General features: G+C 72.9%; 21 protein-coding genes and 1 pseudogene. 11 read left to right on the forward strand and 11 right to left on the reverse strand.

The window, feature by feature from the left end:
- Positions 1-2: 2 nt before the first annotated feature.
- Both EV382_RS01310 and EV382_RS01315 read right to left on the reverse strand, forming a co-directional pair.
- Positions 3-725 (reverse strand): ABC transporter ATP-binding protein, encoded by a 723-nt coding sequence (locus EV382_RS01310; RefSeq protein WP_130399834.1) that lies wholly within the window; start codon positions 723-725, stop codon positions 3-5.
- Entirely contained in the window at positions 722-1,654 is a 933-nt protein-coding gene (locus EV382_RS01315) for an ABC transporter ATP-binding protein (protein WP_130408321.1), read from the reverse strand. The genes EV382_RS01310 and EV382_RS01315 overlap by 4 nt, the downstream gene beginning before the upstream one ends.
- A 281-nt stretch (positions 1,655-1,935) precedes the next feature.
- Here EV382_RS01315 and EV382_RS01320 point away from each other — a divergent pair, with 281 nt between their 5' ends.
- The 3 genes from EV382_RS01320 to EV382_RS01330 all read left to right on the forward strand — a co-directional run bounded on the left by EV382_RS01320 (position 1,936) and on the right by EV382_RS01330 (position 4,038).
- Positions 1,936-2,454 (forward strand): RNA polymerase sigma factor, encoded by a 519-nt coding sequence (locus tag EV382_RS01320; RefSeq protein ID WP_130399835.1) that lies wholly within the window; start codon positions 1,936-1,938, stop codon positions 2,452-2,454.
- Positions 2,451-2,915 (forward strand): hypothetical protein, encoded by a 465-nt coding sequence (locus EV382_RS01325; RefSeq protein WP_130399836.1) that lies wholly within the window; start codon positions 2,451-2,453, stop codon positions 2,913-2,915. Before EV382_RS01320 ends, EV382_RS01325 begins: the two co-directional genes overlap by 4 nt.
- A gap of 130 nt (positions 2,916-3,045) precedes the next feature.
- A complete protein-coding gene (locus EV382_RS01330) occupies positions 3,046-4,038 on the forward strand; it encodes an NAD-dependent epimerase/dehydratase family protein (protein WP_130399837.1) in 993 nt (330 codons plus the stop codon).
- Between the two features lie 15 nt (positions 4,039-4,053).
- On the opposite strand, the gene EV382_RS01335 is transcribed toward EV382_RS01330, so the two are convergent.
- Positions 4,054-5,028 carry an Acg family FMN-binding oxidoreductase gene (locus EV382_RS01335; protein WP_130399838.1) on the reverse strand — a complete coding sequence of 325 codons (975 nt, stop codon included), beginning with the start codon at positions 5,026-5,028 and terminating at the stop codon, positions 4,054-4,056.
- Between the two features lie 186 nt (positions 5,029-5,214).
- Between EV382_RS01335 and EV382_RS01340 the strand changes: the two genes are divergently transcribed.
- The gene (locus tag EV382_RS01340; RefSeq protein WP_130399839.1) at positions 5,215-5,853 is read left to right on the forward strand and encodes a response regulator; all 639 of its coding nucleotides are present in this window, start codon (positions 5,215-5,217) and stop codon (positions 5,851-5,853) included.
- 16 nt (positions 5,854-5,869) lie between these two features.
- Here EV382_RS01340 and EV382_RS01345 read toward each other — a convergent pair.
- From EV382_RS01345 to EV382_RS01380, 8 genes and pseudogenes are all read right to left on the reverse strand, one after another.
- Positions 5,870-7,539 (reverse strand): annotated as a pseudogene (locus tag EV382_RS01345) (sensor histidine kinase).
- Positions 7,540-7,637: 98 nt separating this feature from the next.
- Positions 7,638-8,621 (reverse strand): Acg family FMN-binding oxidoreductase, encoded by a 984-nt coding sequence (locus EV382_RS01350; protein ID WP_208758279.1) that lies wholly within the window; start codon positions 8,619-8,621, stop codon positions 7,638-7,640.
- A gap of 134 nt (positions 8,622-8,755) precedes the next feature.
- Positions 8,756-9,601 (reverse strand): universal stress protein, encoded by an 846-nt coding sequence (locus EV382_RS01355; RefSeq protein WP_130399840.1) that lies wholly within the window; start codon positions 9,599-9,601, stop codon positions 8,756-8,758.
- A gap of 11 nt (positions 9,602-9,612) precedes the next feature.
- A complete protein-coding gene (locus EV382_RS01360) occupies positions 9,613-12,006 on the reverse strand; it encodes a phosphoketolase family protein (RefSeq protein WP_130408325.1) in 2,394 nt (797 codons plus the stop codon).
- A gap of 67 nt (positions 12,007-12,073) precedes the next feature.
- Complete coding sequence (locus tag EV382_RS01365; protein ID WP_130399841.1) at positions 12,074-12,934, reverse strand: universal stress protein; 861 nt, start codon at positions 12,932-12,934, stop codon at positions 12,074-12,076.
- 102 nt (positions 12,935-13,036) lie between these two features.
- Positions 13,037-14,800 carry an ABC transporter permease gene (locus tag EV382_RS01370; protein ID WP_130399842.1) on the reverse strand — a complete coding sequence of 588 codons (1,764 nt, stop codon included), beginning with the start codon at positions 14,798-14,800 and terminating at the stop codon, positions 13,037-13,039.
- A gap of 1 nt (position 14,801) precedes the next feature.
- Complete coding sequence (locus tag EV382_RS01375; protein WP_244236497.1) at positions 14,802-15,530, reverse strand: ABC transporter ATP-binding protein; 729 nt, start codon at positions 15,528-15,530, stop codon at positions 14,802-14,804.
- The gene (locus EV382_RS01380; protein ID WP_130399843.1) at positions 15,527-16,066 is read right to left on the reverse strand and encodes a PadR family transcriptional regulator; all 540 of its coding nucleotides are present in this window, start codon (positions 16,064-16,066) and stop codon (positions 15,527-15,529) included. The genes EV382_RS01375 and EV382_RS01380 overlap by 4 nt, the downstream gene beginning before the upstream one ends.
- A gap of 148 nt (positions 16,067-16,214) precedes the next feature.
- Here EV382_RS01380 and EV382_RS01385 point away from each other — a divergent pair, with 148 nt between their 5' ends.
- The 7 genes from EV382_RS01385 to EV382_RS01415 all read left to right on the forward strand — a co-directional run bounded on the left by EV382_RS01385 (position 16,215) and on the right by EV382_RS01415 (position 22,638).
- Positions 16,215-16,451, forward strand: a complete 237-nt coding sequence (locus EV382_RS01385; protein ID WP_007457155.1) for an HTH domain-containing protein — start codon at positions 16,215-16,217, stop codon at positions 16,449-16,451.
- Positions 16,451-17,029, forward strand: coding sequence for a Clp protease N-terminal domain-containing protein (locus EV382_RS01390; protein WP_130408329.1), 579 nt, complete (start codon positions 16,451-16,453; stop codon positions 17,027-17,029). Before EV382_RS01385 ends, EV382_RS01390 begins: the two co-directional genes overlap by 1 nt.
- 93 nt (positions 17,030-17,122) lie before the next feature.
- A complete protein-coding gene (locus EV382_RS01395) occupies positions 17,123-18,127 on the forward strand; it encodes a diacylglycerol/lipid kinase family protein (protein WP_130399844.1) in 1,005 nt (334 codons plus the stop codon).
- On the forward strand, positions 18,120-19,121 hold the full coding sequence (locus EV382_RS01400) for a YihY/virulence factor BrkB family protein (protein ID WP_130399845.1): 1,002 nt from the start codon (positions 18,120-18,122) through the stop codon (positions 19,119-19,121). The genes EV382_RS01395 and EV382_RS01400 overlap by 8 nt, the downstream gene beginning before the upstream one ends.
- A gap of 69 nt (positions 19,122-19,190) precedes the next feature.
- Complete coding sequence (locus tag EV382_RS01405) at positions 19,191-20,681, forward strand: phosphatase PAP2 family protein (RefSeq protein ID WP_130399846.1); 1,491 nt, start codon at positions 19,191-19,193, stop codon at positions 20,679-20,681.
- 10 nt (positions 20,682-20,691) lie between these two features.
- Entirely contained in the window at positions 20,692-21,501 is an 810-nt protein-coding gene (locus tag EV382_RS01410) for an endonuclease/exonuclease/phosphatase family protein (protein WP_130399847.1), read from the forward strand.
- A gap of 66 nt (positions 21,502-21,567) precedes the next feature.
- Positions 21,568-22,638 carry a hypothetical protein gene (locus tag EV382_RS01415; RefSeq protein ID WP_130399848.1) on the forward strand — a complete coding sequence of 357 codons (1,071 nt, stop codon included), beginning with the start codon at positions 21,568-21,570 and terminating at the stop codon, positions 22,636-22,638.
- Positions 22,639-22,828 lie beyond the last annotated feature (190 nt).

Genomic DNA, 22,828 nt, shown 5'->3' on the forward strand with positions numbered 1-22,828 from the left:
CGTCACCCGGCGTCCTCCGCAGGGGCGTACGACGGCCCGGCCGCGTCCTCGTCGAGGTGCCCGTCGTGGATGCGGATCACCCGGTCGGCCAGGGCCATCATCACCGGGTCGTGCGTCGACACCAGTACGGTGACGCCTTCGGCCTCCACGATCCCGCGCAGCAGGGCCATCACCGACAGGCCCGTCTCGGCGTCCAGTTGCCCGGTGGGCTCGTCGGCGAGCAGAAGCTGGGGGGAGGCGGCCAACGCGCGGGCGATCGCCACCCGCTGCTGCTGGCCGCCGGACAGCTCGGCCGGCCGCTGCCGAGCGTGGTCGGCCAGGCCGATCAGCTCCAGCAGCAGCTCGACCCGCCGCTCGCGCTCGACGGGGTCGACGCGGGCCATCCGCAGCGGGGCGGCGACGTTCTCCGCGGCCGACAGCACCGGGATCAACCCGAAGCTCTGGAAGACGTACGACACCTTCTCGCGCCGCAGCCGGGACAGGCCGTCCTCGTCGAGCGCGGTGACGTCGGTGCCGTCGACGTGCACGGTGCCGGCGTCCGGGCGGTCCAGGCCACCGATGACGTTGAGCAGGGTGGTCTTGCCGGAGCCGGACCGGCCGACGAGTGCCACCATCGAACCGGTGGCCACGTCGAACGACACGCCGCGCAGGGCGTGTACGACGGTCGGCCCGGTGCCGAAACGCCGGTGTACGCCGCGTACGCGCAGCAGCGCCTCGCCGCTCATTCGCCGCTTCCCGAGTCGGGGCGGATCGTGATGTGGTCGGGTTCCAGGGCCAGCCGAACCCGTCGGGTCAGCGCCAGCGCCTGACGGAACTCGCGGGGCACCTGGACCCGCCCGGCCCGGTCCATCACGGCGTACTCCTCGGCGATCATGTGGGTGTCGCCCTCCGCGTTGGTGGTCGTGCGGCGCAGCACCTCGCTGCTGGTGCGCCCGTCGCGGATCGCGACGGTCCGTTCGACCTGGCCGCTGACCTCCGGATCGTGGGTCACCACGACGACGGTGACGCCGTAGCGCCGGTTGACGTCGCGCAGCACCCCGAAGACCTCCGCGGACGTGGCGGCGTCCAGTTCGCCGGTCGGCTCGTCGGCGAGCAGGACCCGCGGCTGGTTGGCCAGCGCCACCGCGATCGCGACCCGCATCTGCTGCCCGCCGGAGAGTTGCCCGGGGCGCCGGTCGGCGCAGTCGGCGACACCGAGGCTGTCCAGCAGGTCGGCCGCGCGCTCCCGGCGTTCCGCCTTCGCGGTGCGGGCCGCCGTCATCGGCAGGTCCACCATCTCCCGTGCGGTCAGGTACGGGATCAGGTTGCTCGCCGTCTGCTGGCGGACGAACCCGACGGTGTGCCGCCGGTAGTTCACCCGGTCCGCGCGGGACATCGTCAGCAGATTCCACTTGTCGACCCGGACCCGCCCGGCGGTGGGGGCGTCGATGCCGGCCAGGATGGAGAGCAGCGTCGACTTGCCCGACCCGGAGGCACCGACGACGGCGACCAGTTCACCGCTCTGCACGGCCAGGTCCAGTCCCTGGAGCGCCTGCACCTCGATGGAACCGGTCTGGTAGATCCGCACCAGGTTCTCGCAGACGATGAGCGCGTCCCGGCCGAACTCGGGGGCCCGCGCGGAGGGTTGCGGCAGGGACAGCGGGGTGCTGGGCATTCCCTTCTCCGTCCGGGTCGTGCCGACGTCGCGCCAGCCTCGGGTAGCGGTCGGGTCCACCTGTCGGGCACCTGGTGTCACCTGGTCGGTACGTATGGTCACCGAATGCGTCAACCGCCTCGATTGCCCGTGCTGACGCGGATTGAAGCAGTTTCGCAACCGGCGGCTCTGTTGACCATGCCTGGGGTGGCTTTCCTGCATTCTGGACGGAGGTCCGCTCGTGAACGGGCCGCGTGAACCTGCCGGGCTCCGCCGCCGACTGAACAGGCGAAGGAGGGCCGATGAGCGATGAGTTGCTGGTGGTCCGCTGTCAGTTGGGTGAGCGGGAGGCGTTCACCGAGCTGGTGCAGGGCTGGCATCCGGCGGTCGAGCGGTACGTCGGGCGGATGCTGGGCCGGTCCGACGACGATGTGGTGCAGGAGATCTGGTTGGCGGTCGTCACAGGGCTGCCGAAGCTGCGGCAACCGGACCGGTTCGCCCCGTGGCTGTTCGCCATCGCGCGCCGCGCGGTGCTGAACCGGCTGCGGGACGCGTACCGGCGCCCGGAACCCGAGCCGATCGACGACCTGCCGGGCGACGACGAGGCGGAGGAGGTCGTCAACCGGGAGACGCTCGCCGGGGCGCTGGCGGCGCTCCCCGCCCGGGAACGGGAGGTGCTGATGCTGTTCTACCTGGAGGATCAGTCGCTGGACGCCTGCGCGCAGATCTGCGGCGTACCCGTCGGCACGATCAAGTCCCGCCTCAACCGCTCACGCGCCCTGTTGCGTCAGGAACTGCTCAGGAAGGGGTACGAGGCATGACTCCGGAAGAGGTGTTGGCGCGGCTGGACACGCCGTTGTCGCTGCGCAGGCGGGTCTTCTACCTGGCCGTGGCCTTCGCCGGTCTCACCGGGAGCGCCCTGATCGGTCTGCTCTGGGCCACCGAGCCCGGGTTGCCGACGCGCACAGGTGTGGCCTTCGGCGTCCTGGTGGCGATCGGTCTGGGCTGGGCGGCGTTCGGTGGCTGGGCGGTGACCCGACGGATGCCGCTGTTCGCCCGGGATCGGGTGGTCGCCGGTTGGCTCGGTGTCGCTGCGTGGGTGGCGTTCAGCGTTGGGGCGCTGGTCATCAGCCTGCTGCGACACGACCTGGAGCTGGCACTGCTGGGCGTTGTGCTCCTGCTCGGCGCGGTGGCGGCACTGAACCTGCGGGCGGCCCGTCGGGCGCGTGCGGTGCTGGTACGCCGCCGGAACGCGCTGGCCGCAACGGAGACGGATGAGTAGGTGAACGCCGACGCCCTCGACCCGACCGGGATCGCACGGCCAGCGCGCGCCTGGCGGTTCTGCCACGAGCAGATCCGCTACCGGTGAACAGGGGTGTCCTGGGCCAACCGGGGCCGGCACTGTGGAGCGCATGAGACTGCTGGTGCTGGGCGGTACGGGTTTCGTGGGCGGCGCGACAGTCATCGAGGCGGTGCGCCGCGGCTGGTCGGTGACGGTGTTCAACCGGGGGCTGCACGGCACGGTGCCGCCCGGCGTGCACCGGTTGCGGGGTGACCGCACCGCGCCGGACGGCCTGGCGGCGCTGGCCGGCGGCGAGTGGGACGTGGCGGTGGACACCTGGGACGGTGCCCCGCGGGCCGCCGGCGATGCCGCCCGCGCCCTCGTCAACGCGGTCGGCCACTACGTGTACGTGTCCAGCGGCTCCGTCTACACCGACCACGCCGCCACCGGGTTGCATGAGGACTCCCCGGTGGTGGACGCCGACCCGGACGCCGTCGACGGCGACTACCCGCAGCTCAAGGCCGGTGCCGAGCACGCCGTGCGGGGGGTGTTCGGGCAGCGCGCGCTGATCGCCCGGGCCGGTCTGATCCTCGGCCCGGGTGAGGACATCGGCCGGCTGCCCTGGTGGCTGCGGCGCATCGAGCGCGGCGGGGACGTGCTCGCCCCCGGGCCGGCCGACCTGCCGGTGCAGTACGTCGACGTCCGCGACCTGGCGGGGTGGATGGTGGACGCGGGCGCCCGGCGGGTGGGCGGCACGGTCAACGCGGTCGGCCGTCCGGGGCAGACCACCATGGGCGAGCTGCTCGACGCGTGCGTGGCCGCCACCGGTGCCGACGCCCGGCTGCGCTGGACCGAACCGGCGACCATCCTCGCCGCCGGCGTGCAGCCCTGGAGCGACCTGCCGATCTGGCTGCCGCGCGGCCACCCCTACCGGGGGTTGCTGGAACGGGACGTGACCCGCGCGCTGGCCGCCGGGTTGACCTGCCGGCCGGTGACCGAGACCGTCGAGGACACCTGGCGTTGGCTGCGCGAGGTCGGCGCGGTTCCGCCGCGCGCCGGCCGACCGCTGCACAGCTCGATCGGGCTGGACCCGGCCCGGGAGGCCGCCGTCCTGGCCGCCTGAGCGTGCCCCGGCGGGTCAGGCGGGCACCACCGGCAGGTCCAGCACCTCGTCGACGTCCCGTCGGGGGGTCGGTCGGCCCGGTTGGCCGTACCCGATCCGCAGCACCATCTGGGGGGTGCCGAACCGGCCCAGTGCCAGCCGCAGTTGTTCCCGCGCCGAGGGCACCTCGATCGGTTGGGAGAGCATCGACACGCTGAGCCCGGCGTCCGTGGCGGTGAGCAGCAGGCGTTGCAGGGCCTGCCCGGCGATCACCTGGTCCACGGCGGTGTTGCCGATCGAGCCCAGCACCCCCACCAGGGGTTCCGGCTCGAAGTCCCGCCCCGGTGCGCGGTCGTGCCCCCCGTAGCCGCGCGCCGGGAGGACGTCCTGTGGCTCGCCCTGCGGGCCGCCGGCCGAGCGGGGCACACCGTCCGGGGCGGACTCCCGGCGCAGCCAGCGTTCCCGTTCGGCCCGGTACGCGGGGTCGCGCTCCAACACCCGGTGCGCGCTGCGCGCGATCTCCCCGAACGCGGAGACCGCGCTCACCCCGATCAGCAACTCCAACCAGCACTGCTCGGCGTGGGCCGCCTCGCCGAGACGCCACCGCGCATCGGCCGGTACCGGGTCTGGCCAGAATGGCAGGCGGTTGCTGAACCGGCGTGGGATGGCCGCGTACAGGCTCTGCTCGGCGGGGGTGGGTCGGCGCGGAACGTCCGGCACCAGCCGGGCCAGCAGGTCCGGCTGGGCCGGGTCGGGGCGCAGCCGCACCTGGGCCGGGATGCCGGCGACGGCCAGGGCGATCCGCAGGTTGAACAGGGCCGCGCCGCCGGCGATCCGGACACCCCACCCGCTCGGGTCGGTCGCCGGCAGCCGGCGGGTCGGGTCGGCCAGCACCTCGATGCCGCCGTCGCGCAGCCGCAGCCGCCACGGTTGGGTGTTGTGCAGCGACGGCGCCCGGACCGCGTCCACGGCGGCGGCCCGTAGCTGGGCCGCGGTGTAGCCGATGTCCATGGTGGTGCTCCTCTCCCGCTGGGCTGGCCGTCGGGCGGTGGCCGGCGTACCTTCACGGTCCGTCGTGCGGGGATGGCTGGGCAGGGCCGGAGGTCCCGACCGGTCGGGTCCGAGGCCCGCCCGTTGCCGTGCCGGTCGGGACCTTCGGCCCGTGCGCTGCGCCGCCGGCAGCGGTAGAAACGAGAGATGATCCGTGTGTTCCTCCTCGACGACCATGAGGTCGTCCGCCGTGGCCTGGCCGACCTGTTGCAGAGCAGCGGCGACATCGAGGTGGTCGGCGATTCCGGCTCGGCGCAGGAAGCGGCCCGCCGCATCCCGGCGTTGCGGCCCGACGTGGCGATCCTCGACGCACGGCTGCCCGATGGCAACGGCATCGACGTGTGCCGTGACGTGCGCGCCGTCGACTCGTCCATCAAAGGGCTGATCCTCACCTCGTACGAGGACGACGAGGCGCTGTTCGCGGCGATCATGGCGGGTGCCTCCGGGTACGTGCTCAAGCAGATCCGTGGCACCGACCTGGTCGATGCGGTGCGCCGCGTCGCGGCCGGGCAGTCGCTGCTCGATCCGGCGATCACCGCCCGGGTGCTGGAGCGCATCCGCAACGGGGTCGAGCAGCCGCGCGAGCTGAAGTCGCTGACCGAGCAGGAGCGGCGGATCCTGGAGTACGTGGCCGAGGGCCTGACCAACCGGGAGATCGCCGGGCGGATGTTCCTGGCGGAGAAGACGGTGAAGAACTACGTCTCCAGCGTGCTGGCGAAGCTGGGCCTGGAGCGCCGTACGCAGGCCGCCGTGCTGGCCACGCGGCTGCTCGGTAAGACTCCCTGAGCCGGGTCGCCGGGAGTCAGTCGCGCAGCGGCACGGCCCAGCGCACCTCGGTGCCGTGCGGTTCGACCGCGACGATGGTGAAGGTGCCGGCCAGCCGGTCGGCGCGTTCGCGCAGGTTGACCAGGCCACTTCGGGCGGCGGCCGGGTCGCAGCCCACCCCGTTGTCGGTGACCGTCACGGTGACCTGGCCGGCGTCGACGCGGACGGCCACGTCGACGCGGGTGCACCGCGCGTGGCGGACCACGTTCGACAGCGCCTCGCGCAGCACGGCGGTGAGGTCCGGGCGGATGCCGTCCGGCACCGCGCTGTCCACCGGCCCGGCCAACTCCAGGTGCGGGGTGAAACCAGCGATTGCGCGGCGTCCTCGATCGCCGCGCGGATCTCGGTGCGCAGCTCGGAGGTCATCGGCGTCCGCAACTCGAAGATGGTCCGGCGGATGTCCCGGATGGTGGCGTCCAGATCGTCCACGGCGGCGTTGACCCGCTTGGCCACCTCCGGGCGTGCCATCGGCGCGGCGCTCTGTAGTTGCAGCCCGGTGGCGAAGAGCCGTTGGATCACCACGTCGTGCAGGTCACGGGCGATCCGCTCGCGGTCCTCCAGGACCACCAGCAGTTCCCGCTCCTCCTGGCCGCGCGCCCGCTCCATCGCCAGCGCGGCCTGCCCGGCGAAGCTGCCCAGCAGCGTCAGATCCTCCGCGCTGGCACCACCGCCGCGCTCCGGCCGGTGTGCCACGATCAGCACGCCGTGCCGGGTTTCGGCGGTGGCGAGTGGTGAGATCATCGCCGGGCCGGTGTGCAGCAGCGCCGGCCACGGGGCGGCGTGCGCCAGGTCGTCGACCTGGTCGTGCCGGCCCTCGGCGACCGCCGCGCCGAAGCTGGTGTCGACCGCGGGCAGGACCGCGCCGACGAGCGTGTGGGCCTGCTCGTCGGCACCGTCGACCACCTCCACGGAGAACTGCTCGGTGTCGCCGTCGTAGAGCAGCACCATCGCCAGCTCGGCCTCGGCGACCTCGCGGGCTCGGCGGGCGACCAGGGCCAACGCGTCGATACGGCGTACCTCACCGAGCAGCACCGTGGTGATCTCGGCGGTCGCGGCGAGCCAGCGTTCCCGTCGGTGCGCCAGGGCGTACAGGCGGGCGTTCTCGATGGCCACCCCGGCGGCGGCGAGCGCGACGACGATCTCCTCGTCGTCCTCCGTGAACTGCGCACCGCCCTGCTTCTCCGCCAGGTAGAGATTGCCGAAGACCTGGTCGCGGATGAGGACCGGCACGCCCAGGAAGCTGTGCATGGGTGGGTGGTTGGCCGGAAACCCGTAGGAGCGGGGGTGCTGGGTGATGTCGGGCATCCGCAGCGGCCGGGGGTCGTCGATGAGCAGGCCGAGCACGCCCCGCCCATGCGGTAGGTCGCCGATCCGCTCATGCTGCTCGGGCGTGATGCCGTGGACGATGAAATCGTGCAGCAGCCGGTCCGGGCCGACCACGCCCAGCGCGCCGTAGCGGGCGCCGACCAGCTCGCAGGCCGCCTGCACGATGCGGAGCAGGGTGCTGCGCAGGTCCAGGTTGGTGCCGATGCCGACCACCGCGTCGAGCAGGGCCCGCAGGCGTTCGCGGCTGGTGACCACCTCACCGACGCGGACCAGCATCTCCTGGAGCAGCTCGTCGAGACGGACCCGGGACAGCGGGCTCAGCCCGAGCGACGGCGCCGTGGACGGTTCCGGACGGGGTGCCGGCACGCTGCTGGTCACCGGGGGATGGTAGCGCCGGTGCGGCTCCTCCGGGGACCTCCTCAGCGGACGGCGGAGGTGTCGACCACCTGGGCGGTGGTCAACCGCGGCGTGTGCGGCGGGCCGGAGTGCGCCGGGTCCGCGATGCCCAACCGCAGCACGAGGTACGGGAAACCGAGCCCGGAGAGCAGCTGCCGCAGGGTCTGGCGGGTGCCCGGCACCTCCACCGCCGCGCTGAGCGGCACCACGGACACCCCGAGTCGGGTGGCGGTCAGCCAACCGGCGGAGAGCGCCTCGCCGGCGCGCAACCAGCTGTCGCGTTCGTCCTCGTCGCCGTGCAGCATCGCGTACACCGCCATCCGGTCGTGGCCCGGACCCATCGGCAGGTTGCCGGGACGGCCGAAGTCGCGGCCCGGCACGGTGGTCTGCGCGGGCTGCTCGGGCAGCACCTCCGCCGGCAGGCCGGTGCCGGTGTCAGCCCGGCTGGTCCAGTAGGCCAGCTCGGTACGCACCTCCGGGTCTTCGGCCTCGACCGTGTCGGCGTGCCCGGCGGTGGCGGCCACCTCCAGCACCTGGTCACGGTCGAGGATCTGCAACCGGCAGCCCTCCGCGGTGACCGCCCGGGTGATCTCCTGGATCGCCGTGGGTGGCACCGGTTCGTCGCTGACCGGCCGCCGGTCGGTGTGGCGCACCTGCATGCACTGCACCATCCGCATGGCGGCCGGGTCGACCGTGGTGGGGCGGAGGTCGGTCAGCCGAGCGAGCAACTCGGCGTCGTTCGGGTCAGGCAGTCGCTCCACCACGGCGCGCCACCCCTGGGCGGCCAACGCCAGCCGGGCGTGGTGCAGGGCGGTGCCGCAGCTGACCGCGAGCAGTCGCCCCTCGGGGTCGCTGGCGGTGAGCTGCCGGTCGGCGACGGAGCGCAGCTCCAACGCGTCGGGCAGCACCCGCCAGCGCCACGGCTGGGTGTTGTGCACGGAGGGGGCGTAGCCGGCGGTGGCGGCGGCCTCCGCCAGCGCGGTGGTCAGCTGACTGTCCTGACTCATTGTCACGACCCTTCCGTCTCTGCTCGTCGTGCGCGTCACCGTGTCGGGGGGTTGCCACCCCATCCTGTGCCATCCGGTGCGCGCCCGCAGGGGCCGGAGGTCCCGACTCCGCCGGGCCGTACGCCCGGTACAGGTCAGCGTTCGCGGACCACCGCGACGGGGCAGTCGGCGTGTTGGATGAGCTGTTGGCTGACCGAGCCGAGCAGCATGCCGGCCAGCCCGCCCCGGCCCCGACTGCCGACCACGACCAGCCGCGCGGCCCGGCTCGCTTCGATCAGCATCGCCGCCGGGCTGGTCGGCATCAGGTCGACGGTCACCGCCAGCTGGGGGAACGTCCGCCGCCACGGCTCCAGCGCCTGCTCCACGGCGGCCCGCTCGTCGGGCACCCCGGCCGCCCCGCCGGGGCCGGCCGTCCAGGCGTGCAGGACGCGCAGCGGCAGCTGCCGCTGCGCCGCCCGTTCGGCCGCGAAGCCGAGCGCCACCAGTGCGGGTTCCGAGCCGTCCACACCGACCACCACCGGGTCGGCCGACCCGTGGGCCGCTCCGTCCCGGACCACCACGACCGGGCAGTGGGCGTGCGCGCTGACCGACACCGCCGTCGACCCGACCAGCAGACCACCGAACCCGCCGTGGCCCCGGCTGCCGAGCACCAGCAGCCCGGCCTCGGCGGAGCGTTCCTGCAACACCAGCGCGGGCGGCCCGTCGTACACCTCGCCGGTGATCGTTATTCCGGGGTTGGCCGTGGCGGCGTCCGCGGCGGCCTTGCGGACCAGGTCGTCGACCTGCTGGCGAGCGGTGTCGTCGGGCCACACGCCGGGTGCCACGCCGGGGCCGACCCAGCCGGCCACGGTCAGCCATTCGAAGACGTACGCCAGCCGCACCGGCTGACCGCTGTGCCGCGCCTCCTCCACGGCCCAGTTCAGGGCCACCGAGGCGTCGGTGGAACCGTCGTAGCCGACCAGGATCTCCGCATCGCGCACGTCGTCCTCCTTCAGGGGGTGGTCGGGTCGGTTTCCCGGACCCAGCGCCACTCGGCGACCTGGGGGTCGTCCTCGCCGTACTGGCGGGTGTAGTCGCGGGCCGCCTGCCGGGCGTCGACCATCCGTTGGCGCAGGTGCGCGGCGCGGGCGGCCAGCCCGGGCACCCGGTCGATGACATCGATGACCAGGTGGAAGCGGTCCAGGTCGTTGAGCATCACCATGTCGAACGGGGTGGTGGTGGTGCCCTCCTCCTTGTAACCGCGCACGTGCAGGTTCTCGTGGTTGGTGCGGCGGTAGGTGAGCCGGTGGATCAGCCACGGATAACCGTGGTACGCGAAGATGATCGGCCGGTGCTCGGTGAAGATGGTGTCGAACTCCCTGTCGGTCAGGCCGTGCGGGTGCTCGGTGTCCGGTTGGAGTCGCATCAGGTCGACGATGTTGACCAGGCGCACCTTCAACTCCGGAAGGTGCTGGCGCAGCAGCTCCGCGGCGGCCAACGTTTCCAGGGTGGGCACGTCTCCGCAGCAGGCGAGCACCACGTCGGGCTCGGTGCCGCCGTCGTTGCTGGCCCACTCCCAGATGCCCAGGCCACGCCGGGTGTGCTGGATCGCCTCCGTCATCGTCAGCCAGTTCGGCGCCGCCTGCTTACCGGCCACCACCACGTTGATGTAGTGCCGGCTGCGCAGGCAGTGGTCCATGGTGGCGAGCAGCGTGTTCGCGTCCGGCGGCAGGTAGACCCGCACCACCTCGGCCTTCTTGTTGACGACGTGGTCGATGAAGCCCGGATCCTGGTGGGAGAAGCCGTTGTGGTCCTGCCGCCAGACGTGGCTGGAGAGCAGGTAGTTCAGCGAGGCGATCGGCTGGCGCCAGGGGATGGCCCGGGTCACCTTCAGCCACTTGGCGTGCTGGTTGAGCATCGAGTCGACGATGTGGATGAACGCCTCGTAGCTGGTGAACACGCCGTGCCGGCCGGTCAGCAGGTAGCCCTCCAGCCAGCCCTGGCACAGGTGCTCGGAGAGCACCTCCATGACCCGGCCGTCGGGGGAGAGGTGGTCGTCGCCGGGCACGGTGGCGGCCACCCAGGCTCGGTCGGTCACCTCGAACGCGGCGCCCAGCCGGTTGGAGGCGACCTCGTCCGGCCCGAACAGCCGGAACGTCTGCGGGTTGGCGCTGATGACGTCGCGGATCCACGGGCCGAGCACCCCGGTCGCGCCGGCGATCGGCGTACCCGGTTCGGGAACCTCCACCCCGTAGTCGCGGAAGTCCGGCAGGGCCAGGTCGCGCAGCACCACGCCGCCGTTGGTGACCGGGTTGGCGCTCATCCGCCGATCACCGTGCGGCGGCAGGTCGAGGAGTTCGCGCACCGGGGCGCCGGTGGCGTCGAACAGTTCCTCCGGCCGGTAGCTGCGCAGCCAGTGCTCCAACTCGGCCAGGTGCGCCGGGTTGTCGCGGACGCCCGACAGCGGCACCTGGTGGGCGCGGTAGGTGCCCTCCACCTGGGAGCCGTCGACCTCGCGCGGGCCGGTCCAGCCCTTCGGCGTGCGCAGAATGATCATCGGCCAGCGGGGACGTTCGACGACTCCGCCGGAGCGGGCCCGCCGTTGGATCTCGGCGATCTCGTCCAGCACGCGGTCCAGCGTCGCGGCGAAGGTCCGGTGCACCTGGGCGGGTTCGTCGCCGGCCACCACGTACGGCTGGTAGCCCGATCCGCGCAGGAGGTCGAGCAGGTCGGCCTCGGGGATCCGGGACAGCACGGTCGGGTTGGCGATCTTGTAGCCGTTGAGGTGCAGGATGGGCAGCACCGCGCCGTCGCGCGCCGGGTTGAGGAACACGTCAGAGAGCCAACTTCCGGCCAGCGGCCCGGTCTCCGCCTCGCCGTCGCCGATCACGCAGGCCACCAGCAGGTCCGGGTGGTCGAACGCGGCCCCGTAGGCGTGGCTCAACGCGTACCCCAGCTCGCCGCCCTCGTGGATCGAACCCGGCACGTCCGCGGCCACATGGCTGGGGATGCCGCCCGGGAAGGAGAACTGGCGAAAGAGCCGGGACATCCCGACCTCGTCGCGCGCCACGTCGTGGTAGCGCTCCGACCAGGTGCCCTCCAGCCAGGTGTTGGCCACGATGGCCGGGCCGCCGTGGCCGGGGCCGGTGACCAGCATGGCGTTGAGGTCGCGCGCCACGATCACCCGGTTGAGGTGGGCGTAGACCAGGTTGAGGCCGGGGCTGGTGCCCCAGTGCCCGAGCAGGCGAGGTTTGATGTCGTCGGGGGTCAGCGGCTCCCGCAGCAGCGGATTGTCCAGCAGGTAGATCTGCCCGACGGTGAGGTAGTTCGCGGCGCGCCAGTAGGCGTCCAGCCGGCGCAACTCGTCGTCGGTGAGGGCGCGGTGCACGTCGAGAGCGGTGTCCATCATGCTGCCTCTCGCGGGTAGGAGTGGGGCGTCCGGCGTCCAGCCTGGCGGCCGCGGACGCCCCGGGTCAGGGCCGTTGGTCCCCGGCCGGGCGGGCACCAGGCCCGGTCAGCGGCGCCTGGGCCAGGCCGCGGACGACGAACACCGGGGCCGGGGAGTGGTAGAGCAGGGACTGGGCGACCGCGCCCAGCATGGCCCGGCCCGGTTCGTCACCACGCGCGGCGACCAGCACCGCCTGCGCGCTGCGGGACGTCTCGATCAGCACCTCGGCGGGGTCACCGCGGACCACCCGACCCTCGGTCGGCACCGCGCTGTGCCGGCCGGTGTGCCGGGCCAGCGCTTCGGTGAGCTGCTCGGTGACCGCGTCGGCGTCCTCGTCGTACTCCACCACCCGCAGCGCCAGCAGGCGGGCGTCCCGGCGGGCCGCGCACTCCGCCGCCCACTGCAGAGCGAGGTGTGAGCTGGGCGAACCGTCCACGCCCACCAGCACCGGGCCCTGCGGCGGGGGCTCACGCCGGACCACCATCAGGGGGCAACCGGCCCGGGCGGCCAACTGCACGGCGGTCGTCTCGGCCGGAATGCACTGGCCGCTGCCCGCCATGCCGCTGTCGCCGACGGCCAGCAGGAAAGTGACCTCCGAGCGGCGGATGAGGGTGGGGAGCAGGGCGCTCTCGACGATCTCGCTGCGGACGGTCAGCCCTGGCTCGGTCGCGTGGGCGAGCTGGGCGGCGCGGCTGATCAGCTCCTCGGCCTGGTCGCGGGGCGCGGCGACGGTGTCCGCGGCGAAGGCCGTGTGCCAGTCGAAGGTGTGCAGCAGGTGCAGTGGCCGGCCGTGTCCGGCGGCCTCCTGAGCGGCCTGTTCGACGACCGGAAGGTCGAGTTCCGACCCGAGGCCGACCAGCACCGCGGCGTCGGCGGGTGCGGCCATCCGATATCACCTCCCGGGCGTCGCGCCCGGCACGACCAAGCTGTCCCTGACCGAGGGTAGTCGGATGGGCGCGGTGGCGGGCGGGATCGGGTGGCTCGGCGGTCAGGTCGGTGCGGACCGGAATGTGTCCACGACCGGACGCCGGGTGGCAATCATCGCGGGGATGGCGGTGAGCGCGGCGATGGCGAGCAGGACTCCGAGCGCGGTGGCGAGCAGTGAGGAGTGGGGTGGGTACTGGACCTCGCCGGTGCTGACGAACGTAACAAGCCCGATGCCGGCCGGGATGCCCGCGGCGACGCCGGGTACGGCGGGAAGCAGTTGCGCTACCGCCAGGCCCAGACCGGCCTGCGCGGGCGTCGCCCCGAGCGTCCGCGCGACGGCCAGTGGCTGCCGGGCGTCGAGGACTGCGGTCCAGGTGCTCACGACGGCGTTGATGAGCGCAAGGACGCAGAGTACGACGGTGAGCACGAGCGTGGCCTGCTCGCCCCGTTCCACCCGGGGATTGGCGAGTTCGGTGTAGCCGAGGTCGAAGCGCACCGCCTGGGAGTTGACCATGAGAATGCCGACGAGGGTGGTCGTGGTGATCAGGGTGTTCACGGTGACCAGCCGGGCGCGGCGCGGCCGGCGCGCGTTGATACGCACCCCGATCAGCAGGGCGGTGGGCAGCCGCCGCGACAGCCAGATGCGCCACCGCCGGCGACGCGGTGGCGTGGCGGTGTCGGCAAGCGCGTGAACGGTGCTGGTGGCGGCGGCGCGCAACACCGGCACCAGAGTCGCCGCCACAGCGATCGCGAGGGCAAGGACCGTGACGGCGACCACCATGCGCAGCGCAGGTGGCTGGGCGTTGACGGAGCCGATGAGTCCGGCGCTGGGGCGGATCAGCGCGGGTGCGGCGAGCCAGCCTGTGACCAGGCCCGTCGCGGCGGCGGCAAGCCCGATCGCGAGGTACTCGGCGAGGTGGACGGCGGCGATCATGGCTGGTCCGGCGCCGACGGCTTTGAGCAGTCCCACTCGGCGACGCTGGCCGATGATCCGGCCCGCGACGATGCCGGCGACGCCGGCCAGCGCAAGGCCGTTGAGCAGCCAGCTGCCGACGAGCAGAGCGATCTGCGCGTCGCTGTACAGCCGACCGTTGAGGTAGCTGATCGCCTGCCAGGTGGTGAGTTGGTCGCCGATGGGGTACGTGCTGCTGGCTGCCGGGTCGGCGAGTTTGAGGTTGAGGGTGTACGACAGCGGTTGGCCGCCCGCGAGCGTGGCGATGTCGCTGTGGTCGACCCAGACCAGGCCGCCGCGCTCGACCAGGACGCTGCCGGGGTAGTGCCACCCGGCGTAGGGGTACGTCGCTCTCGCGGCGGTGACCGCGGTCCCGATCACGCGCAACAGATGGCCGCCGATGTCGACCGTGTCGCCGGTGCGGATGCCGAGGGCGTCGGCGAAGGCGCGCTCGACGACCACGCCGCCTGGGCGTACCCAGGTGCCGTCGGTCACGGCGGGTCGGTCGATCGACGCGGGTGTGGTGTCCCGGCCCGCTACCACGGTGTGCGCGGACTTGCCGCGGGCTGTCATCGTCAGGTAGGCGATCGGGAAGGGGCCGCTGTGATCGGTGACGCCGGCCCCGGTGGTCAGCGATGCGAGCTCGTCCAGTGCGGCCTGGCCGGTCACCCGGGGTGTCACGATCACGTCTGGGCCGGCGGTGGCGGTCCGGGTCTGCTGGTACGGCCGGTCGGCGACTTCGTTGAGGCTGAGGCCGATGGTCAGTGTGGCGGTGGCGGCCGTGATTGCGGTCAGGAGCAGGATGGTTTCGGTTCGGCGGCGGCGCAGGTCCCGCATCAGCAGCCGGCAGACGAGCAGGAGGCGGCCGGCCATGTCAGCGCCGCCCGTCGTAGAGGGTGCCGGTGGTGGCGCTGGCAAGCCGGTTGTCGTCGACGAACGCGCCGTCACGCATGGCGATCACCCGGTCGGCGACCGCCGCGATGCGGGGGTCGTGGGTAACCACCACGAGGGTCTGTCCTGCGGTTCGCAGCTCCTCGAACAGCCGCAGCACGTCCAGGGTGGCGGCGCTGTCCAGGTTGCCGGTGGGTTCGTCAGCCAGGACGACCAGCGGCTCGTTGCTCAATGCGCGGGCGATGGCGACCCGCTGGCGCTGGCCACCCGACAGCGCCGAGGGCAGGTGCCTGGCGCGGTCGGCCAGCCCCACCCGGTCCAGCAGGTACATCGCCCGCTTGCGGGCCCGCCCCGGTGACTGGCCGGCCAGCAGCGCGGCCAGCTCCACATTCTCCACCGCGGTGAGTTCGTCCATGAGTTGGAACGACTGGAAGACGAACCCGAGGTTGTCACGCCGCAGCCGGGCCAGGGCGCGTTCGCTCATCGTGTCGATCCGACGGTCGGCGAGCCACACCTGCCCGTCGGTCGGCCGTTGCAGCCCGCCGAGCAGGTACAGCAGGGTGGACTTGCCGCAGCCGCTGGGCCCCATCACCGCCAGCGACTGTCCGGCCGGCACGTTCAGGTCGACCTGGTCGACCGCCCGGACCAGCGCGCGCTCACCGCCGTACAGCATGCTCAGCCCACGCGCCTGCAACACCGTCGACCCGGTCACGCCCCCGCCCTCCGTCCGGTCGGATCAAGTTCAGTCCACATGCGTTCACACGCCTCCAGCCATGCCAGGTCGGCCCGCAGCCGCAACACGACACCCTCGAGCAGCAACCCGGCAACCGGATCCACCGACCGGTCCAACGCGGCCCGTTGGGCGTCGCGAAGCCGGCGCAGCACCTCCCGCCGCTGCGCGTCGACCAAGGCCACCGGATCGGCCAGCCGGGCGGTCGCGGCAGCCACCAACTTGAGGTGAAACTCCGCGAGGTCCGGCTTCGGCCAGTTCACTTCGGCCAGCCAGGTGGCGACCCGCTGCTGCCCCTCCGGGGTCAGCGCGTACACCCGGCGTTCGGGCCGGTCCGGCAGGCCCTCGGCCCGCTGCGAGGTCACCAGCCCTGCCTTGCCCAGGCGGGTCAGCGTCACGTAGATCTGCCCGGCGTTCATCGCCTCGCCCAGCGGGCCGAGCGCGGCACGGAGCCGCCTGCGCAGCTCGTATCCGTGCGCCGGCTCCTTGGCCAGCATGGCCAGCACCACGTCCTGCACCAAGCACGTCCTTCGTCTAGATCGTTAATGGATAACGGCTAGCTATAGCGCTGTCAAGTAGGGCGGGGGTGGAGGTGGGGGTGCGGCGGGCGGCACGCGTTCGTCAACCATGGTTGACACGGAAGGGTTGTCAACGTATGTTGACGGCATGAGTCAGGCGACAGAACTCGCAGCGGCAGCCGGCAGCACCGACCCCCGGGTCGGGCTGCGTGCCGTCCGCGCGCTACGCCGGCTGCTTGAGCGCCTCGAGGTGGTCCAGGTGGACAACGCCCGACGACAGGGCTGGTCCTGGCAGGAGATCGCCGACGCGCTCGAGGTCAGCCGGCAGGCGGTGCACAAGAAGCACGCCGGACGACCGGCGGTCAACTCATCCTGGGAGGCGTGATGTTCGAACGGTTCACCGACCGGGCGCGTGACGTGGTGCGACGGGCGCTGGAGGAGGCGCGGGCCGAAGGCCGGCGGCCGGTCGGCACCGAGCACCTCCTGCTCGCCCTGCTCGCCGACGACGCCGGACTGGCCAGCCGGGTGCTCGCCGACGCCGGAGTCCGCGCCGACGACCTGCGTGAACGCGTCCGCCGGCACACCGCCGACGGCGGGGCCGGCCTCGGTGACGCGGACGCGGCAGCGCTACGGGAGATCGGCATCGACCTGGCCGCCATCGTGGCCCGCATCGAGCAGTCCTTCGGCCCGGACGCGCTGCGGGAGGCGGTGCCGGCGCCGCGCCGCCGCTGGGGCCGCAAGCGCTACCTCGGCGGCCCGTTCTCGCCCCGCTCAAAGAAGGCGCTGGAGTTGTCCCTGCGGGAGGCCCTGCGCCTGCGCCACCGCCACATCGGCACCGAGCACATCCTGCTCGGGGTGCTCCGGGAGGGCAACGGGCTGGGCGCGCTGGTGCTCACCGAGTCCGGGGTCGACCTCGACGATCTGCGCCGGCGGGTGGAGGTCGCGCTGCGCGCCGCGGCCTGACGGGTGGGGCCGTTTTGAAACCTGTCTGTGGCACTTCTGACGCCGGCCGTTCGCCGGGTCGCTGAAGCCGTACGGGTGCTGCACACTGGCGCCGTGGATGCTGGACAGGAAAGGCGGCCCGCAGGCGGCGACGGCGGGTTGCGCTCCGCCGTGGTGGTCAACCCGGTGAAGGTCGACGATCTCGACGAGTTGCGCCGTACCGTCGACGACGCCCTGACCGCGGCCGGGTGGCCCGCACCGCAGTGGTACGAGACGACCGTCGACGACCCCGGTCGCGGTCAGACCGAGCAGGCCGTCAAGGCCGGCGTCGACCTGGTCTTCGCCTGCGGGGGCGACGGCACCGTGATGTCCTGCGTCAGCGGGTTGGTCGGCACCGACGTGGCCCTCGCCGTGCTGCCGCAGGGCACCGGCAACCTGCTCGCCGCCAACCTGGGGCTCGCCACCGACCTGGCCGCCGGGTTGCAGGTCGCCGTCGAACGCGGTCGACGGCTGCTCGACGTCGGCGCTGTCGAGGATCAGTACTTCACGGTGATGGCCGGTATGGGCTTCGACGCCCAGATGCTCGCCGCCACCTCCGAGACCACCAAGGCCCGCATCGGCTGGCCGGCGTACGTGATGGGTGCCGTCCGTCACCTGCGGGACCGGCCGATGCGGGTGCAGATTCGCATCGACGACCGGCCGCCGGTGCGCCGCCGGGCCCGTTCGGTCCTGATCGCCAACGTCGGCCGGTTGCAGGGCGGCGTGACCCTGCTGACCGAAGCCGAGCCGGACGACGGCTGGCTCGACGTCGCCGTGCTCACCCCGCGCAACCTGCGGCACTGGCTCGCGCTCGGCTGGGCGGTGATCCGCCGCAGCGGTCAGGTGCCGCAGCTGGAGGTGTTCCGGGGTCGGCGCGTGGTGGTCACCAGCAACCGGGCGCAACCCCGGGAGTTGGACGGCGACCTGATCTCCCCGGGCCGGCAACTGCGGGCGGAGATCCGGCCCCAGGCGCTCTGGCTCTGCGTTCCGCAGCCCGAGGACGCCCCCGACCTGGCCGTCGATGTGCAGGGCGCCGGGGAGCGGGGCGAGCAGCTCATCGAGGAAGCGCGCCGTGAGTAGCACCCGGATCGTGCCGGAGACCCGGCTGATGGCCGACGAGGAGCTGTCCGCCGACGACGCCTGGCACACACTGCGCCGGCAGGGCGGGTGGCACCTGCTGCGGGACGCGTTCATCCGGTTCCGCTACGGCGACGGGTTCAGCCACTCCCGGGCCTTCGCGCTGCAACTCTGCCTCGCCGTGGTGCCGTTCCTGATCGCCCTCACCGGCCTGATCAGCGAGCTGGGCGTCGAAGAGGGCGGCCAGGTGGTCGCCGACACCGTCCTGGCGCTCACCCCCGGCCAGAGCGCACAGGTCGTCGGCGAGCTGCTCGGGGAGGGCGAACGCGTCGAGGACGCGGGAGAGCTGGCCCTCACCCTCGGTCTGCTCACCGGCCTGTTCGCGCTCACCAGCACGATGGCCCAGATCGAGCGGGGCGCCAACCGCATCTACGGCGTCGAGCGGGACCGCCCGGCGCTGCGGAAATACCTGCGGGCCGCGGTTCTCGCCGTCACCGCCGGCCTGCCCGCGCTCGCCGGCTTCCTCATCCTGGTCGGCGGCGGCGCGATGGGCGACTCCGTCCACGAACACTACGAGTGGGGCGCGCCCGCCCACGGCATCTGGGACGTGATCCGCTTCCCGCTGAGCCTCGGGCTGACCGTCGTCGCCGTCGCCGTGGTCTTCCGACACGCCCCGCGCCGCAACCAGCCCGGTCTGTCCTGGCTGCTGTTCGGCGCCGGCATCGCCACCGCGCTGTGGTGGCTGACCAGCCTGCTGCTCGCCGGATACGTGCGGTTCAGTGACGGTTTCGGGCAGACCTACGGCGCCCTGACCGGCATGATGGCGCTGCTGCTCTGGGCCAACCTGACCGGGATGGCGCTCTTCGGTGGGCTGGCCTTCGCCGCCCAACTGGAGGCGCTGCGCATCGGTGTGCCGGAGCCCGCCCAACCCGACCTGTGGGCACCCGACCCGGACCGCGCCGAGCTCTACGACACCGGGGACATGTCCGCGCTCTAGCGGCTCGGCGTGTACGACCGACCCGGATCGGGTAATGCGCCTCGCCAGAGTCGACAAGGGAGGTGCGGGGTGTCCCCGGTCAAAGAGGTGGCGCACCGTCCGATCGGTCATTTCGCCGAACGGAGCATTGCCGGTCTGGTGGCGGTCACCGGTGCCGGGGTGGCCTTCGGGCTGCTGCTGTTGCTCGTCCGGGTGCGGTGGAGCCCTCTCCAGGACGCCGACCACGCCCTCGCCGAGTGGTTCAACGGGCTCGTCGCTCCGCACCACGCGCTGGTCACCGTGCTCCAGGCGGTGACCGACCTGGGCGGTCGACCGATCCTCATCTGGCTGGTCACCATCGCCGTGGTGGGGCTGCTGATCCGACGGCAGCCCCGACTCGCCGTCTACCTGATCATCACAGGGGTCGGCGGCCTGATCCTCGACCCGTCACTGAAGACGCTGGTCGGCCGGCTCCGCCCGGTCGTCGACGTGCCGATCGCCAGCGCGCCCGGCAACAGCTTTCCGAGCGGGCACGCGCTCGGCTCCTTCGTCGCGTACGGGGCGCTGCTGCTGGTGTTCCTGCCCGCCATGGCGCCCCGCTGGCGTAAGCCGGCCATCGTCGGGGTCGGTGTGCTGGTGGCACTCGTCGGCCTGACCCGGATCGCGCTGGGCGTGCACTTCGTCTCCGACGTGCTGGCTGCCTGGCTGCTCGGGGCCGCCTGGCTGGGTGTCACCGCGTACGCCTTCCGGCTGTGGCGGCGGGAGCGGGGCCGGCCGGTGCCGCCGCTGACCGAGGGCCTGGAGCCGGAGGCGGGGCACGACATCGCCCCCGCCCCGGCCGAGGAACACGTGTTGGCCCACCCCCGCTCGGCGGTGGCCGAGCTGCTGGTCGGCTGGGTGATCGTGTTCGGGGCCCTGTACGGCTTCGGCACGTACGTCAGCTACCACGCCAAGGGCACCGTCTTCGACACCCTCGACACCGAGGTGCCGCAGTGGTTCGCCGAACGGCACACCGAGGTGTTGACCGAGGTCAGCTGGTGGTGGAGCAAGTTCGGTGACACCCATGCCATCCTGCTGATCTCGCTGGTGTTCTGCCCGCTGGTGCTGGCGGTGTGGCGGCGCTGGCGTCCGGTGCTCTTCGTGGCGCTGGCGATGGTGGGCGAGCTGACCCTCTTCCTCGCCTCGGCCCGCGCGGTCGACCGGCCGCGTCCGCCCGTGGAGAACCTGGACGGGCCGATGCCCACCTCGTCGTTCCCGTCCGGGCACATCGCGGCCACGATCTGCGTCTGGCTGGCGATCACCCTGATCGTGTTCCCGCGTACCGACCGGTGGTGGCGTTGGGTGTTCGTGGCGCTGGCCGTGCTCATGCCGGTCGGGGTGGCCACCTCCCGGATGTACCGGGGCATGCACCACCCGACCGACTTCATGGGCGCGATCCTGCTCTCCGCGCTCTGGATCGGGCTGCTCTACCTGGTGATCCGCCCGAACGAGGACCTGCAGGACGGCAACCAGCCGGCCATCGAGTCGGAGGACGTGAACACCCTCGACGACGAGCTGGCGCGGGCCGGCCGAGCCGACTAGGGCCACCGTCGTGCTGCGGGTGATGACCTGGAACATCCGCACCGGCGGTCGGGACCGCGGCGGCCCCGACCGGCTGGATCAGGTGGTCCAGGTCGTCGACGAGCAGGGACCGGACGTGCTGGCCCTGCAGGAGTTGCGCGGCTTCGACCGGGACGGGCTGATGGCCACCGTGGCGGGCCGGGTGGGGATGACACCGCACCTGGCCCGGTCCTGCTTCGGGCAGCCGGTGGCGGTGCTGGTCCGGCCGCCGTACCGGGTGGTCGACGCGGGGCCGGTGCGCCGCCCGTTCCACCACGCCGCCGCCCGCGTCGTGGTGGCCACGTCCGCCGGCCCGTTCACCGTGCTGGGCACCCACCTCTACCCGTACTCGGGGGGTCGGCGGCGGATGGAGGCCGACTGGTTGGTCGCCGCGTTGCGCCGCCACCGGGGGCCGTTGACGCTCATCGCCGGTGACCTCAACTCGCTCGACCCGAGCGTCGACCACACCGCTCAGCTCGCCGGCATGCCCACCCTCTACCGGCGGCGGCATCTGCGTCGCTCCGGTGCGGCCGTGGACACCCGAGCGGTCGCCCGGCTGCTCGCCGCCGGCTTCGTCGATCTCTGGCCGGCGGGCAACGTCGACGCGCCGGAGGCCGCCGGTCACACCGTGCCCACCCGCCTCGGCGGGGTCGAGTTCGCCGGGATGCGGCTGGACTACCTGCTCGGTAATGCCGCCGTGGCGCGGCGGGCGCACGACTGTCGGGTGATCCGCGGCGGCGCGGCGGACATCGCCTCCGATCACTATCCGCTGCTCGCCACGCTGGATCTGTCGGCCGGCTGAGGCCGCCTGTCGGTGCGGCGTCGCCGGCGCCCCCACGGCGTGGCGCAGACCGATTACGGTGCCACCGTGACCGATCGCCCCACCCTCCGCTCGTCGCTTCCCGACCCGCTGAGTAGTCCTCCGGGCACGCCGGTCGCCGTCGCCCCGCCGCCCGCCGGCACGGGCCAACCGGCCGCCGCCGAGCTTCCGCTCGTCGCGGCCGTCGCGCGGGGTGTGGCGCTGATCGTGGTGCTGCCGGTACGCCTGCTCTGGGAGCTGATCGCGGCTGCCGGCCGGCTGGTGTACCGGTACCTGCTCACCCCGACCGGCCGGTTCCTGCGCCGCTGGTTGCTGGCCCCGCTGGCCTGGGCCCTGCACCGGCTGGTCCTGCTGCCCCTGGTGTGGGCCGCCCGCCACCTGGTGTGGCTGCCGTTGGTGTGGGTGGGGCGGGCTCTCGGGTGGGTGGCCCGCACCCTGGTGTGGCTGCCGTTGGTGTGGGTGGGGCGGGGCCTCGGGTGGGTGGCCCGCACCCTGGTGTGGCTCCCGCTGGTGTGGCTGGCGTACGCCCTCGCCTGGGTGGCCCGCACGGTGATCTGGTCCCCGCTGCTCTGGTTGGCCCGCCGCGGGCTGCGTCCGCCTCTGCACGCGCTGGGGCGCGCGCTGCGCTGGCTCGCCGAGCACCTGGTCCTGCGGCCGCTGCGCTGGTTGGGCGCGGCGCTCACGCCTCTCGGACGGCTGCTGCGGCGCGGTATCGGCGCGCTCGACAGACTGTTCAGCGCCGCGTTCGTCGGGCTGCTGAGCGGGATCGGGTGGCTCGTCACCGGGTTCGTCCGGCTGGTCGTCGGGTTCGTCCGGCTGCTCGTCGCAGCGGTGGTCGGCGCGTGGCGGGCCGCCGGGTGGGTGCTGCGACTGCTCTACCGGTGGCTGCTGCGCCCGATCGGGCGGGCACTGCGCTGGCTGTGGCGGCACACCGTACTCCCGCTGTTGCGGGCGGTCCGGTGGGTCTGGTCGGTGACGGTCGTGCCGGTGGCGCGGGGCATCAGGGCGGCGTGGCGGGCCACCGTCGTGCCCGCCGCCCGCTGGGTCCGCCACGCGGTGCTCGACCCGGCCCGGCTCGCCTCCCGGGAGGTGCTCAGCGCCCTGGGCCTACGCCGCTGACCAGGGCAGGCCGCGCGGCACCGGCCCTCAGAGCACCAGATTGAGCAGGACGGTCAGCACGACCGAGGCCACGATCGAGAAGAGGATCATCAGGAGGCAGCCGAGGCCACCGCCGAGCGGGCGGATCTCCGTGTTGCCGAAGCGCATGATGGTCACCTGTCCGGAAGTGAGCGGGGCCCGGCGCGACCGG

The sequence above is a fragment of the Micromonospora violae genome, from assembly GCF_004217135.1.
GTDB lineage: Bacteria > Actinomycetota > Actinomycetes > Mycobacteriales > Micromonosporaceae > Micromonospora > Micromonospora violae.

Bases quoted from the DNA above. Each gene is read 5' to 3' on its own strand.
- EV382_RS01315 (WP_130408321.1), bottom strand. From the start codon at position 1,654: ATGCCCAGCACCCCGCTGTCCCTGCCGCAACCCTCCGCGCGGGCCCCC.
- EV382_RS01350 (WP_208758279.1), bottom strand. From the start codon at position 8,621: ATGAGTCAGGACAGTCAGCTGACCACCGCGCTGGCGGAGGCCGCCGCC.
- EV382_RS01325 (WP_130399836.1), top strand. From the start codon at position 2,451: ATGACTCCGGAAGAGGTGTTGGCGCGGCTGGACACGCCGTTGTCGCTG.
- EV382_RS01335 (WP_130399838.1), bottom strand. From the start codon at position 5,028: ATGGACATCGGCTACACCGCGGCCCAGCTACGGGCCGCCGCCGTGGAC.
- EV382_RS01340 (WP_130399839.1), top strand. From the start codon at position 5,215: ATGATCCGTGTGTTCCTCCTCGACGACCATGAGGTCGTCCGCCGTGGC.
- EV382_RS01360 (WP_130408325.1), bottom strand. From the start codon at position 12,006: ATGGACACCGCTCTCGACGTGCACCGCGCCCTCACCGACGACGAGTTG.
- EV382_RS01320 (WP_130399835.1), top strand. From the start codon at position 1,936: ATGAGCGATGAGTTGCTGGTGGTCCGCTGTCAGTTGGGTGAGCGGGAG.
- EV382_RS01365 (WP_130399841.1), bottom strand. From the start codon at position 12,934: ATGGCCGCACCCGCCGACGCCGCGGTGCTGGTCGGCCTCGGGTCGGAA.
- EV382_RS01390 (WP_130408329.1), top strand. From the start codon at position 16,451: ATGTTCGAACGGTTCACCGACCGGGCGCGTGACGTGGTGCGACGGGCG.
- EV382_RS01310 (WP_130399834.1), bottom strand. From the start codon at position 725: ATGAGCGGCGAGGCGCTGCTGCGCGTACGCGGCGTACACCGGCGTTTC.
- EV382_RS01330 (WP_130399837.1), top strand. From the start codon at position 3,046: ATGAGACTGCTGGTGCTGGGCGGTACGGGTTTCGTGGGCGGCGCGACA.
- EV382_RS01370 (WP_130399842.1), bottom strand. From the start codon at position 14,800: ATGGCCGGCCGCCTCCTGCTCGTCTGCCGGCTGCTGATGCGGGACCTG.
- EV382_RS01385 (WP_007457155.1), top strand. From the start codon at position 16,215: ATGAGTCAGGCGACAGAACTCGCAGCGGCAGCCGGCAGCACCGACCCC.